Source organism: Mesorhizobium carmichaelinearum, from assembly GCF_900199455.1.
Lineage (GTDB): Bacteria > Pseudomonadota > Alphaproteobacteria > Rhizobiales > Rhizobiaceae > Mesorhizobium > Mesorhizobium carmichaelinearum.
The window spans coordinates 432,280-445,674 of record NZ_FZQR01000002.1 but is presented as its reverse complement, the minus strand read 5'-3'; the positions used below and the strand labels follow the sequence as shown (position 1 = coordinate 445,674).

The 13,395-nt window shown below is 63.7% G+C and carries 13 protein-coding genes; 12 read left to right on the top strand and 1 reads right to left on the bottom strand.

Annotation, left to right across the window (positions count from 1 at the left end):
• The first annotated feature begins 73 nt into the window (after positions 1-73).
• The 12 genes from CKW40_RS05385 (at position 74) to CKW40_RS05330 (ending at position 11,678) form a co-directional block, all read left to right on the top strand.
• Positions 74-874 (top strand): beta/alpha barrel domain-containing protein, encoded by an 801-nt coding sequence (locus CKW40_RS05385; RefSeq protein WP_095198879.1) that lies wholly within the window; start codon positions 74-76, stop codon positions 872-874.
• 3 nt (positions 875-877) lie between these two features.
• Positions 878-1,828: a PfkB family carbohydrate kinase gene (locus CKW40_RS05380; RefSeq protein WP_095198878.1), complete on the top strand. Its 951-nt coding sequence runs from the start codon at positions 878-880 to the stop codon at positions 1,826-1,828.
• A gap of 91 nt (positions 1,829-1,919) precedes the next feature.
• The gene (locus CKW40_RS05375) at positions 1,920-3,065 is read left to right on the top strand and encodes an ABC transporter ATP-binding protein (RefSeq protein WP_095198877.1); all 1,146 of its coding nucleotides are present in this window, start codon (positions 1,920-1,922) and stop codon (positions 3,063-3,065) included.
• Between the two features lie 123 nt (positions 3,066-3,188).
• Positions 3,189-4,436 carry an ABC transporter substrate-binding protein gene (locus CKW40_RS05370; protein WP_095199153.1) on the top strand — a complete coding sequence of 416 codons (1,248 nt, stop codon included), beginning with the start codon at positions 3,189-3,191 and terminating at the stop codon, positions 4,434-4,436.
• A gap of 138 nt (positions 4,437-4,574) precedes the next feature.
• Positions 4,575-5,471, top strand: a complete 897-nt coding sequence (locus tag CKW40_RS05365) for a carbohydrate ABC transporter permease (RefSeq protein ID WP_095198876.1) — start codon at positions 4,575-4,577, stop codon at positions 5,469-5,471.
• A gap of 5 nt (positions 5,472-5,476) precedes the next feature.
• The gene (locus tag CKW40_RS05360; RefSeq protein ID WP_095198875.1) at positions 5,477-6,319 is read left to right on the top strand and encodes a carbohydrate ABC transporter permease; all 843 of its coding nucleotides are present in this window, start codon (positions 5,477-5,479) and stop codon (positions 6,317-6,319) included.
• A gap of 63 nt (positions 6,320-6,382) precedes the next feature.
• The gene (locus CKW40_RS05355) at positions 6,383-7,204 is read left to right on the top strand and encodes a sugar phosphate isomerase/epimerase family protein (RefSeq protein WP_095198874.1); all 822 of its coding nucleotides are present in this window, start codon (positions 6,383-6,385) and stop codon (positions 7,202-7,204) included.
• A gap of 11 nt (positions 7,205-7,215) precedes the next feature.
• Positions 7,216-8,292 carry a Gfo/Idh/MocA family protein gene (locus CKW40_RS05350; RefSeq protein ID WP_095198873.1) on the top strand — a complete coding sequence of 359 codons (1,077 nt, stop codon included), beginning with the start codon at positions 7,216-7,218 and terminating at the stop codon, positions 8,290-8,292.
• Positions 8,292-9,110, top strand: a complete 819-nt coding sequence (locus CKW40_RS05345) for a sugar phosphate isomerase/epimerase family protein (RefSeq protein ID WP_095198872.1) — start codon at positions 8,292-8,294, stop codon at positions 9,108-9,110. Before CKW40_RS05350 ends, CKW40_RS05345 begins: the two co-directional genes overlap by 1 nt.
• Complete coding sequence (locus CKW40_RS05340; RefSeq protein ID WP_095198871.1) at positions 9,110-9,943, top strand: alpha/beta fold hydrolase; 834 nt, start codon at positions 9,110-9,112, stop codon at positions 9,941-9,943. The genes CKW40_RS05345 and CKW40_RS05340 overlap by 1 nt, the downstream gene beginning before the upstream one ends.
• Positions 9,940-10,662 (top strand): ribulose-phosphate 3-epimerase, encoded by a 723-nt coding sequence (locus CKW40_RS05335; protein WP_095198870.1) that lies wholly within the window; start codon positions 9,940-9,942, stop codon positions 10,660-10,662. The genes CKW40_RS05340 and CKW40_RS05335 overlap by 4 nt, the downstream gene beginning before the upstream one ends.
• Entirely contained in the window at positions 10,659-11,678 is a 1,020-nt protein-coding gene (locus CKW40_RS05330) for an ROK family protein (RefSeq protein WP_095198869.1), read from the top strand. Before CKW40_RS05335 ends, CKW40_RS05330 begins: the two co-directional genes overlap by 4 nt.
• 72 nt (positions 11,679-11,750) lie before the next feature.
• Here the strand turns inward: CKW40_RS05330 and CKW40_RS05325 are convergent, their stop codons facing one another.
• Positions 11,751-13,079 carry a dicarboxylate/amino acid:cation symporter gene (locus CKW40_RS05325; protein ID WP_095198868.1) on the bottom strand — a complete coding sequence of 443 codons (1,329 nt, stop codon included), beginning with the start codon at positions 13,077-13,079 and terminating at the stop codon, positions 11,751-11,753.
• Between the last annotated feature and the right edge of the window lie 316 nt (positions 13,080-13,395).

Sequence of the window (13,395 nt, the reverse complement as noted above, 5' to 3'; positions counted from 1 at the left end):
TTGCATTTATCCTTTCTTTCGAAAACACTGGGTCCAGGATTTTGAAGTCAATCGATTGGAGAGTTTTGGACTCATGAGCCTCGGAACCAAGGTGCGCCTGGCGCGCCTCTTCTCACATCCATCGGGGAACCTTTTTGGCGGCGCGGTCGACCACTTTGTCGGCTATGGCGACGTACGCAAAGGCGGCCTTGCCGATCTGCCGGGTGCGCTTGCACGCGTCATGGCGGGCAAACCCGACTACGTCAGCATCCAGCCTGGCACCGCGCGCCATCTGTGGCCGCAATACGCGGGCAAGGCTTCCCTGGTGATCCAGGCCGGCTGCTTCACCCCGGACGATCGCATCAGTGAGTTGATTGCAACGCCCGAGGATGCGGTACGCGCTGGCGCCGATGCGTTGGCCGTGGCCATTCCGGTGCGCGGCGCGACCGAGGGCAAATACATTCGCTGGCTGACCGATTCGGTGAATGCCGCGGCCCGCTACGGCATGCCGGTGGTGGCGCATATCTACCCTCGCGATTTCACCGACGGGCCAAAAATCGTCTTCACCCCCGACGAGATCGCCTATGCGGCGCGCATCGGCTACGAGTCCGGCGTCGACGTGATCAAGATCGGCTACACGGGCGATTTCGAGTCGTTCCAGGAGACCGTCCGGACTTGCCCGGTGCCGGTCGTCATCGCCGGTGGTCCGAAGACCGATACGCTGCTCGGCGCGCTTCAGCAGACGGCGGACGCCATCCGTGCTGGCGCGCGCGGTGCCGTGGTGGGCCGCAATCTCTGGGGGCATGGTGATCCTCAGAAGGCCGCGCTTGCCTTTCGCGGCGTCATCCATGACGGCCTGTCGGCAGAAGACGCGCTGGCGAAAGCGGGGGCCTGAACGATGCCCGCCGTCCCCTCAATCCTCGGCTTCGGCGCTATTGCGATCGACGACATCGTCTATGTCGATCAGCCGTTGTCGGCGGGCAAGGGGAAGGTTCGGCAAAGTGCCCGGGCTTTCGGGGGAAATGTCGCGACGGCCCTTGCCGCCGTCGCGCGGCTCGGCGGAAGCGCCGGGTTCGTCGGATGGCTGGGCAATGCCGCGGACGACGCCGTGCTGTGTGATCTCATTGAGAGCGGTGTTGAAACCGCATTCGCGCCGCGCCACGCCGACGCGCGCCCGGTGCGCTCACGCATCACGGTCGGCTCGGACGGAGAGCGGTTCATCGCCTATGACGACGACGCGATGCTGGGCACCACGCCGGATTTCTCGGGCGAGGTCCTCAGCCGCGCGACCGTCCTGATCGTCGACAGTTACGCGATCCGCTCGCTGGATGTCGTGGCTCGGGCTCGCGACCTCGGCCTTGCGATCCTCGGCGATATCGAATGGAGCGGCGGCCCAGCCACCGAGAGGCTGATCGCGCTCTGCGACCACCTCATTCTTCCCCTCGGCTTTGCGCGGACCGCTACGGGCTGCCGATTGCCCGCCGAGATGCTCGATGCATTGTGGTCGCCGTCGCGATCCGCCGTCGTTCTGACCGATGGCGGCAGGGGCGTGTACTATCGCGGGCGTGAAGAGACACGGCTCTGGCACCTGCCGCCACACCGGGTTGCGGTCGTCGACTCGACCGGCGCCGGTGACTGCTTTCACGGCGCCTATGCCCATGCATTGACGCGCGGCGCCGACACCGCAGGCCGGGTGGCATTCGCTGCCGCGGCGGCGGCCCTTTCGATAACGGGGCGCGGCGGGCGCGAGGCGCTTCCGACGAATGACCAGGTCACGGAACTGCTGGCATCGGCGAACGCGCCGTCGGCAGTCGAACTCAGATATGCGCAACTTGATACCGGAACATAGCCTGAAACGATCCGAGGAAACATTTTCACAGGTGAAAATAAGCCAAGAAGGATAATAAAAATCAGTGGCTTAGACTTGTGGAGGGAGGAATATGGCAGAAGTCGTTCTTGAGAATATCTGCAAGACCTACGGGAACAATTTTCGCGCAATCGACCAATTGAACCTGTCGGTCGAGGACGGCGAGTTCTTGATTCTCGTCGGGCCGTCCGGCTGCGGCAAATCCACCGCGTTGCGAATGATCGCGGGACTGGAGGACATCACAAGCGGCAGCCTTCGGATCGGCGGTACCGACGTCGTCGACATGCCGCCCAAGGATCGCGACATCGCGATGGTCTTCCAGAGCTATGCGCTCTACCCGCATATGACGGTGTTCGAAAACATCGCCTTTTCGATGCGGCTGGCAGGCAAGCCGAAGGCCGAACGCAAGAAGCGCGTGGACGAGATCGCCAAGACCCTTCAGCTGACGTCGCTGCTGGACAGCAAACCCGCCAACCTTTCCGGCGGACAGCGTCAACGCGTTGCCATGGGCCGCGCCATGGTGCGCGAGCCGGCCGCCTTTCTCATGGACGAACCGCTTTCCAATCTGGACGCGAAACTGCGTGTCCAGATGCGCGCCGAAATCACCAGCCTGCAAAAGCAGCTCGGCGTGACGACTATTTACGTGACCCACGATCAGACCGAAGCGATGACGATGGGCGACAGGGTCGCGGTGCTGAAAGGCGGCGTGCTGCAGCAGGTCGACACACCCAAGAGGCTCTATGAATCGCCGGTGAACGCCTTCGTTGCCGGCTTCATCGGTTCTCCCTCGATGAACCTTTTCGAGGCGACCCTGACGGGCGACGAGCTTGTGGCCGGCGCCTTCACCATCCGGCTGCAGGATGCAGCCTTTGTGCGCAGGCCGGGTTTGAGGTCGTATGCGGGGCGCAAGGTCGTGTTCGGGATCCGGCCGGAGCACCTCTATGACAGCGGCCTCGAATCCGGCCGCAAGTATCAGACGATACCGGCAAAGGTGACCTCGATCGAAGAACTCGGGTCGGAACATATCGTCCATCTGAACATCGACGCGGTCCGGGTGGACTCCGGCGACCCCGACGCGGTGCAGGATTTCGGCCTGACGTCGAATGCGGTGGCGAAATTCGAACCGGACAGCGCAGTCCGCTCCGGTTCGGAAATCCGGTTGGCCCTGGATGATAGCAAGCTCCATTTCTTCGATCCCGAGACGCATCTGGCGATCTGAAGAATTGTGGCAGAGCCCGCAGGCGAGAGCGAGGCGCCTGCGAAGTACGCGTAAGAAGACTTCTGAATGAAGCAGACGATCGGCTGCATTGTGCGGTCGATCCTAGAGAAGGAGGAGAAAAAAATGACGTTTCGGATAAAGCCCGCGATGCTGAAAATAGCCGCGGCCGCCTGGTTGCTTGGCGCAACCGCCGCCATGGCGGACACGACGCTGGAATTCACCCAATGGTGGGAGCCTGAATTGCCCGCAGGCTCCTTGCGGAAAATCATGGACGATTTCGAGGCCGCGAATCCCGGCATCAAGGTGACGCTGGTCAGCGGCCCCTATGCGACCACGCGAGACCAGATCTCGGTTGGTGCTGCAACCGGAACGCTCAGCGACGTCGTCGGGCTCGACGGCGCCTGGGTGAACAATCTGAACGCGCAGGGTGCGCTCGCCGACATGAACCCGATGATGGATGCGAGCAAGTTCGACAAAGCCCAAGTCGCCGACATCATCAAGGTAGACGGCAAGGCGGTGATGTTTCCCGTGGCTTCCTTCGTCTATCCGGTCTTCGTCAATTTGGACCTCGCCGCCCAGGCGGGCGTGACCAAGCTGCCGTCGACCCGCGCGGAGTTTCTCGAAGCCGCCAAGAAGATGACCCACGCCGACAAGAACCAGTATGGCTGGGTGCTGCCCCTGTCGCTGCAAACACCGTCCGGCGTCCAGAACGACATGATGTCGTGGGTCTGGGCATCGGGTCAGTCGATGATGGCGGACGGCAAGCCCGCCCTCGAGGGCAAGCCGGTGGTGGACATGCTCACCTTCGTCAAGTCGCTGAATGACGCGGGCACCATCTCGCCCGGCATCGCCACCAAGACCGAACAGGAAAAGGTCGAGGAATTCGTCAACGACCGCGTCGGCATGATGATCGACTCGCTCGCGCATGTGAACCTCATCCGCAAGCGCAATCCCAAGCTGAACTTCGACCTTATCCCGGTTCCGGTCGTGGAGGGCTATACGGGCAAGCGCGGCCTTCCCTATGCCTCCTGGGGCATCGGCATCTCTGCTGCCTCGAAACATCAGGAAGAGGCCTGGAAACTCGTCCAATATCTGATGAGCGAAAAGGTGAACGCCAAGCTCGTGTCGCTTGCCAACGCCTTCCCGGGCAATGTCAACGCCAAGCCCGATTTCGTGACCTCGGACAAGGCTTTCGGCAAGGCTTTCGAGATCTTCAAGACCGGTTATCTCGCCAATGAGTTCACGGGCCTGCCGGTGGCCGAAGACCTGATGACCCAGTTCGACGTGCAAGCCCAGAAGATGCTCGCCGGCGAGCAGTCTCCGGAACAAGCCGCCGCCGCCGCTCAGAAGGGCTGGATGGCGAAATTCTGATCGGCCTGTTTCCGTTTGCTATCTTCGACCGGGTGGCCTGACTTCGGGCAGGCCACCCGGCAACAACGGATCGGTAATTTGAGATGGACCTGTTTTTGAAGCTTACCTTCTCTTGAAGGCGTATCCCAAGGTTGGCACATGACCCGGCAAAAGCGCTCCCACCACAAGCTGAAACGAGCGGTCGCACCCTACCTCTATCTGTCGCCCTCGCTGCTCATAATCGGGCTTCTGATGCTGCTGCCGATGGTGACGGTGATTGCCTACTCGTTCCAGAACAGCGCGGTGCTGCGTCGTGATCCATCCTTTGCCGGACTGAAACACTACCAGGCGATCTTCGACGACCCCGTGTTCTGGGCCTCGCTGTGGCACACGCTCTACTTCACATGCATGAGTGTCATTTTCCACATGACCATCGGCATGGCCTTCGCGCTCATGCTGAACAGTGACCGCATCAATCCGACGCTGCGCAATATTCTGCGCGTGCTCTACATACTGCCCTGGCTGTTCACTGCGGTGATCATCGCGGTGATCTGGCGTCTTCTGCTCGAGCCGAACGGCGTCGTGAACAGTATTCTCCTGCAATTGGGCATCATCGGTTCCAAGGTCGAGTGGTTTTCCTCGCCCGAGACCGCGCTGCACGCCGTCACCTTTGCCAATATCTGGGCGGGCTACCCGCTCTTCATGGTCAGCCTGCTCGCAGGCTTGCAGGGCATTCCCAAGGATTTCTACGAGGCCGCCGACATCGACGGAGCGAAGGCCTACCAGAAGCTGATCTTCATCACCATTCCGCAGCTGATGCCGATCATCATCAGCATCTCGCTGCTCGATTTCATCTGGACCATGCAGGTCTTTCCATTGATCTGGATCACGACGGGTGGCGGTCCGATCTACTCGACCGAGGTGCTGAGCACCTACACCTACAAGCTGGCATTTTCGAGCTACAACCTGTCGCAGGCGTCGGCGAGCGCCGTGGTCATCCTGCTGATCTCTCTCGGCCTGACGCTGTTCTACATCCGCTATCAAAAGGCTCGGTAGTCACCATGAGGAAAAGGCACACGCCGAAAGACAGGCTGATCACCGTCGCGCTGCATGTCGCGCTTGCCGCGGGGCTGTTCTTCGCGGCCTTTCCGATCTACTGGATGCTGAGCAGCTCGTTCAAATCGAATACCGAAATCTTTGCCCTGCCGCCAACCATCCTGCCCAAGGCCTTCACGCTGGAAGCGTATGCGGCCATCCTTGGCGACCCGGTAAAGCTGCGCTTCTTCTTCAACAGCTACTTCGTGGCCGGAGCGGTGACCGTGCTGACGGTGCTGATCGCCTTGCTGGCGGCCTACGGGTTCAGCCGCTTCAACTTTCGCGGCAAGGGCAGCCTGAACACACTCATCATCAGCACGCAAACGATACCGCCGATCACGCTTTTGATCCCCTTCTTCGGGCTTGTCGTCTCATACGGTATCTTCGATACCTATGTCGCGCTGATCCTGACTTACCTGGTGTTTACACTGCCCTACGCGATCCTGCTGATGACGGGATATCTGAACACCTTGCCCCGCGATCTTGATGAAGCCGTGGCTGTCGACGGCGGCAGCAGCTGGACCGCACTCTGGCGGGTGATCGTCCCGATTTCACTGCCTGGTATCGTGGCGACGTCGGTCTACACCTTCCTGTTGTGCTGGAACGAGTTCCTCTTCGCACTGACGCTGACGAAGTCGACCTCGATGCGCACCGTCCCGATCGGCATCCAGCTGTTGATGGGGCAGCACGCCTTCGAATGGAACCAGATGATGGCGATGAGCGTGCTCGGCTCGCTACCGCTCTTGCTCATCTATCTCGTTGCCCAGAGGTACTTCCTCGCCGGCATGACCGCGGGCTCGGTCAAGTAGGATGTTCTTCCCACGGCGACGCAGAGTGGCATCAAGGAATAAGCGGTATCAAGGATTGAAAGGATGAACGTGAAAGACCTCAAAGTCGGCTGCCAGACCTTTACCTGGGAAATGCTCGGCGACCGTTTTGCCGGCGGCCCCGACGATCTGTTGAAGGCCATCGCCGATGGCGGCTATTCCGGCATCGAGATCACCGACGCCATGATCGGCCGGTACGCCGACCGGCCGACGGAATTCGCCGCCGCGCTGAAGTCGTCCGGCCTGACGCTGGTCTCCTTTGCCTTCGGCTCGAACAGCGGGTTTACGCTCAAGGATCAGATCGACGCCGATCTCGAGGCGGCGCAGCGCTGGATCGATTTCGCTTCCGCCTTTCCCGGTGCGCTGGTGTCGATGGGGTCGGCAACCGTGGTGTCCGACGGGCCGCGCGACGACAAGTTCGCCATCGCCGCCGAGGTTTACAACAGAGCCGGTGAGCTCGGCCGTAGGGCCGGTGTCCAGGTGGCAGTGCATCCGAGCTCGCACCACAACACGCTGCTGTTCGACCGCGCCGATTACGACAGGATCTTTGCCTTGCTCGACCCCGACCTGGTCGGCTGGGTGCCGGATACCGGCCACATATTGCGCGGCCACAAGGACATGGCCGACACGCTGCGCACCTACCGCGACCGCATCCGCTACATCCATCTGAAGGACGTCGACGCCGACGGCACCTGGGCGATGCTGGGCAAGGGCGTCTGTGACACGCCGAAGGTTATCGAGATCGCGAACACCGCGCCGCATTTCAACGGCTGGCTGGTGCTCGAAGAGGAATCCGAAACGGCCGCCGCCGATCCCGCCGGCGCGGTCAAGACCAACCGCCAGACAATGCGCAGCTACGGCGCCTGAAGAACGAGACGATGATCAAGAAACAAGACAGACGCCTGAGAGTCGGTGTGCTCGGCTGCGGCCCGATCGCGCAGTTCGCGCATCTGGAATCCTGCGCGAAAGCCGGCAATGCCGATCTCTACGCCATCTGCGACGCGGCCCCCGATTTGCTCGCCCGCATGGGCGCCACCTACGAGCCCCAGAAGATGTATGCCGACTATGACGCCATGCTCGCCGATCTCGAGCTGGAGGCGGTGATCGTCGCCACGTCGGACGCTTATCATGTGCCGATGTCGATCAAGGCGCTCGACGCCGGCAAGCATGTTCTCTGTGAAAAGCCGATCGGCACTTCGGTGGAGGAAGGCGAGGCGCTGGCGGCGGCCGTGAAGCGGTCGGGCAAGGTGCTGCAGGTCGGCCACATGAAGCGCTTCGACCCGGCGCTGGAAGCCGCGCGCGACTTCGTCCGCGACGAGATGGGCGAGGTGCTGGCGCTGAAGGCCTGGTACTGCGATTCCACCCATCGCTACACCAACACCGATGCGGTGCAGCCGCTGCCGGTCACCAGCAAGCTGGCGAGGAAACCTTCGGGCAATCCGAAGGCTGACCTCAGGCAATATTTCATGCTGGCGCACGGCTCGCATCTCGTCGATACCGCGCGCTTCCTGTGCGGCGAAATCACCGCCGTGCGCGCGCGCCTCAACGAGCGCTTCGGCGCCTATTGCTGGTTCGTTGAAACCGAATTCGCCAGCGGCGCGCTCGGCCATCTCGATCTGACCGTCGCCGTGCGCATGGACTGGCACGAAGGCTTCCAGCTCTATGGCGAGAACGGCTCGGTCATCGCCAAGACATTCAACCCCTGGTACTTCCGCGCCAGCGAGGTCGACATCTTCCATGAGAAGGACGCGACCTCGCGCAAACCGCTCGGCGCCGACGGCCATTTCTTCCGCCGCCAGTTGGAAGGCCTTGCCGACACCGTGCTGAACGGCACGCCGATGCGCGGCGCCAATGTCGAGGACGGCATCGCCTCGATCCGCGCCATGGTCGCCATTGCCCGCTCCGTGGAAACGGGCGAGCGGGTCGAACTCGCCTCCGTTTCGGGTGCGGTCTGATGCGCCTCGGCATCTTCGCCAAGACATTTGCGGGCACTGACCCCGCCGCCGTGCTGGCCGCGGTGAAGCAGGCCGGATATGAGACGACGCAATTCAACCTCGCCTGCGCCGGCCTGCCGTCAATGCCGGATGCGGTGCCGGCGGATGCCATCGCTTCCATCCGCGCTGCCGCACAGGCGACAGGCGTTTCGCTTGCAGCCCTCTCGGGCACCTACAATATGGCACATCCCGACAGGGCGGTGCGCGACGATGGCCTTCGCCGTCTTGGCGTCGTCATCAAGACGGCAGCATCCCTCGGCATCCCGCTGGTCACGCTCTGCACCGGCTCGCGCAATATTGCCGATCAATGGGCCTATCATCCCGAAAATGCTACGCCCTCCGCCTGGTTCGACATGGCTGCCGAAATGGGCAAGGCGCTGGCGCTGGCCGAGGATTCCGGCGTCGATCTCGGCATCGAGCCCGAGCAGGCCAACATCGTCACCTCGGCCAGGGACGCGACGCGTCTGATCGCCGACATGCGCTCCAGGCATCTGAAGATCGTGCTCGATCCGGCCAATCTGTTCGAGCACGCGACAGCAGACCAGGCGCGCGCCATCGTCGCTGCCGCGATCGGCGAAGCCGCCGGCCACATCGCCATGGCGCACGCCAAGGACCGGCATGGTGACGGCCGCTTCGCCACCGCAGGACAAGGCATCGTCGACTTCCCCGATTTCGTCGCGCGGCTGAAGGCTGTGGGTTTCGACGGCGCGCTGGTCACACATGGGCTGTCGGCCGATGAGGCGCCTGATGTCGCCGCCTTCCTGCGGGGACTGCTCTGATGGGCGCCGCGCCGACGATCCTGCTGCGGGATGATGCCGCGCTTCGTGTCTTCGACACCGGGCAGGGCAGGCTTCCCGTCGTCTTCCAGCATGGTCTCGGTGGCGATGCCGCCCAGGTGGCGCAGAATTTTCCTGACCAACCATCATACCGCCGGCTGACGGTCGAATGCCGCGCACAGGGCGCTTCCGGCGCCGGCAGCAAGCGTCCGTTTTCGATCGCCATGTTCGCCGACGATGTGCTGGCCGCCGCCGATGCGGCTGGGCTCGACCGCTTCGTGGCCGGCGGCATTTCGATGGGGGCGGCGATCGCGCTGCACCTTGCTTCTCGCCACCCGGACCGTGTCCTCGGCATGGTGCTGGTGCGCCCAGCCTGGGCTTTCGCTGCGGCGCCGCAAAACATGCGCCCTTACACGGAGGTGGCGGAACTCATCCGTCGGCTTCCGCTGGATGAGGCGCGCGACGCCTTCGCGTCCTCGGCAACCGCTGCCCGCTTTCGCACAGAGGCGCCGGACAATCTCGCCTCGCTGCTCGGCTTCTTCGCGCGCGAAGACGCGACCGTCTTCGCCGAGGTGATGCAGGGGATCGCCAGTGATGGGCCTGGCGTGACGCGGGCGCAAGCCGCTGGTCTCGCAATCCCCACGCTGGTCATCGGCAGCGGCATCGATCTCGTCCATCCCCTGGCGACCGCGCGCGAGCTCGCCGAGACCATCCCCAACACGGCCTTCGCCGAGGTGACGCCGAAAGCCGCCGACAAGGATCGCCACTTCGCCGAAATCCGCGCCGCCATCGGCGGCTTTCTCGACAGAAATTTCAACAACCAGGACCTATCATGACTTCAAAGCCCCTGTCAGGCCCCGCGGCCATCGCAGCATTGCCGCGCGATCGGTTGATCGCCGAATTCTCGCTCTGGTCGGCCAATCTCGCCAATTTCGAGAGCGATTTGAGGCGTATCGAACCCCATGTCGATCTGCATCACATCGATGTCGCAGACGGCCATTTCGCGCCGTCCTTCCTGTTCTTCCCCGATCTCGTCGCCCGTATCGCCGGGCTGACGGCCAAACCCATCCACGTCCACCTGATGGTCGATGCGGCAATCGTCGAAGCGCAGACACGCCAGTTCATCGAGGCCGGCGCCGACATGATCAGCGTCCATGCCGAGAACGGCGAAGCGGGATTGCGCGCGGTGCGGCTGGCCCGCGAACTCGGCGCCGAGGCCGGCGTCGTGCTGAGGCTGGAAACGCCGGTCGAGGCGGTGACGCCTTTCGTCTCCGAGGTCGCCTTCGTCACGCTGCTCGGCACCGCGATCGGCGTGAAGGGCCAGAGCCTGTCGGAGAAAGCCTGCGACAGGCTAGGCGCCACCCGCGCCATCCTGAGAAAGGCCGGCCGCGAGGCCGCCGTGGTGCTTGCCGCCGATGGCGGCATCCGCCACGAGACGGTGCCGTTGCTGCGCGCCGCCGGCGCCGAAACCGTGGTTCTGGGTTCGCTCGCCTTCGGCGACAAGGACCTAGCCGGCCGCATCGGTTGGCTGCACGGGCTGAAGGTCGCGGCATGAGCATCGAAGTCGCCCTCGCGATCGATCTTGGTGGCACCGAGCTTCGTGCCGCGCTGGTCGACCGTGACGGCAAGATCCTGGCCTTCGCCGCGGTGCCGACGCAGGCGCAGGCCGGGCCTGACGTGGTGATCGGCCAGATCGAGGCGCTGGCCGCAACCGTGCATGCCGAGGCGCCGGGGCTCGCCATTGTCGGCGTCGGCGTCGGCGCGCCGGGACCGCTCGATCCGCTGGCCGGCATCGCGGTCGGGCCGCCGACGCTGGCCGGCTGGCAGGACGTGCCGCTGGCCGACATCCTCGAGCGCCGGCTCGGCCTGCCGGTGCGGCTGGAGAACGACGCCAATGCGGCAGCACTCGGCGAATGGCGCTTCGGTGCCGGCCATGGCGCTCGCTCGCTGGTCTTTGTCACGGTTTCCACCGGCATTGGCGGCGGTGTCGTTGCCGACGGGCGCATCCTGCACGGCCGCCGTGGGCTGGCCGCCGAGATCGGCCATATGACCATCACCAACGAAGGCGAGCGCTGCGTCTGCGGCGTCGTCGGTTGCTTCGAGGCCATCGCCTCGGGCACGGCACTTGGCCGCCGCGCCAATGCTGCGACATCAGCTTTCGACGGCTCGACGCTGCGGCGTCTCTCGGCCAATGCCGAGGTCACCGGCCGCCATGTGGTCGAGGCGGCACGGCTGCAGGACGACCTCGCTCTGGCCCTGCTCGAGGAGGAGGCGCGCTGGCTGGGCGTCGGCTTCACCAATCTGCTGCATCTCTATTCGCCCGACGTGTTGGTGGTCGGCGGCGGCATCGCCAACGGGCTCGACCTGATGCACCCGGTCATCGAGGCGACCATCCGGCAGCGCGCCATGCGCGCCTATCGCGACGTGCCGGTCGTCCAGGCGCAGCTTGGCCGCCATGCCGGGCTGGTCGGCGCCGCCAGCCTTGTGCTGTTCGACGATGGTAGCCTGGCGGCCCGCATGCCCGTCGGTCCAAGCACGTTTCCAGAAGCGAGGCGGGACTTCAATGGCTGACACGTCAAGGTAAAAAAGTGGCCGGAGGCATCGCAGCCTCCGGCCATTTGCATTGCTATGCGATCGCCTGGATTACTCGGCGGGGACGACATCCGCCGGCAGGCTGTCATCGGCCGTTCCGGCAAGAGCCCTGGCAAGCTTGGCCTCGTCGAGTTCGCCTTCCCAGCGCGCGACAACCAGCGTGGCGACGGCGTTGCCGACGAAGTTGGTCAGCGCCCGGCACTCCGACATGAAGCGGTCGACGCCGAGGATCAGCGCCATGCCGGCGACCGGCACCGAAGGCACGACCGAAAGCGTCGCGGCCAGCGTGATGAAGCCGGCTCCGGTGATGCCGGCGGCACCTTTCGAGGACAGCATTGCCACCAGCAGCAGCAGGATCTGGTCACCCATCGACAGATGGATGTTCGTCGCCTGTGCGATGAACAGCGCGGCCAGCGTCATGTAGATGTTGGTGCCGTCGAGGTTGAAGGAATAGCCGGTCGGGATGACCAGCCCGACCACCGAGCGCTTGGCGCCGGCCTTCTCCATCTTCTCCATCAGCGAGGGCAGGGCCGCTTCGGAGGAGGAAGTGCCCAGCACCAAAAGCAGCTCTTCCTTGATGTAGCGCAGCAGCGACAGGATGGAGAAGCCGTTGTAACGGCAGACCGCACCCAGCACGACGAACACGAACAGCAGCGACGTCGCGTAGAAAGTGCCGACCAGCATGGCGAGGTTGATGACCGAACCGATGCCGTATTTGCCGATGGTGAAGGCCATGGCGCCGAAAGCGCCGATCGGGGCGGCCTTCATCAGCACGCTGACCAGCTTGAACATCGGCGCCATCAGCGCCTGCAGGAAGTTGAGCACCGGCGCGCCCCTGTCGCCGACCAACGCCAGCGCGATGCCGAACAGCACCGAGAAGAACAGCACCTGCAAAATGTCGCCATCGGCGAAGGCGCCGACGATGGTGCCGGGAATGATGTTCATCAGGAAGCCGGTGACCGACTGGTCATGCGCCTTGGCGGCATAGGTGTTGACGGTCGAGGCATCGAGTGTTGCCGGGTCGATGTTGAAGCCGGCGCCCGGCTGAACGACATTGGCGACGACAAGGCCGATGATCAGCGCCAGCGTCGAGAAGGTGAGGAAGTAGAGCATCGCCTTGCCGGCGACGCGGCCGACCTTCTGCAGGTCGCTCATGCCGGCGATGCCGGTCGCGACCGTCAGGAAGATGACCGGGGCGATGATCATCTTGACCAGCTTGATGAAGGCGTCGCCGAGCGGCTTCATGCTCTCGCCGATCGACGGATAGTAGTGGCCGAGCAGGATGCCGACGGTGATCGCCACCAGCACCTGCACGTAGAGTTGGGCATAGAGGGGCTTGCGCTGCGCGGCGGGCGCGCCTGATTGGTCTGCGATGTGCATCGATCTCTCCCTGGCCGGATGGACGGAACCCCGCCCTGCGTGACTTCTCCCATCGCGGCGTTCCGGTCGCCCGCCGCTAACAAGGAGTTTGCAAGCGCTGTGCCAGATCGGGGAAAGCCCCGGAATCCCGGGATTCTGGGCGTTCTTCGGCCTCCTCCGCTGGATGCCTGTGCGGATTTCCGCACACGAAAAGTTTGCCTGGGCGGAATTTCGCATTAGAGTGATCGCTTAAGCCGCGAAAAAAGGGAGAGGGCAGACGCCGCAAGCAAGCACCGATAGCGGTCCCGCAGCGTTTGCCGGTCGCGAACTGCTGCGC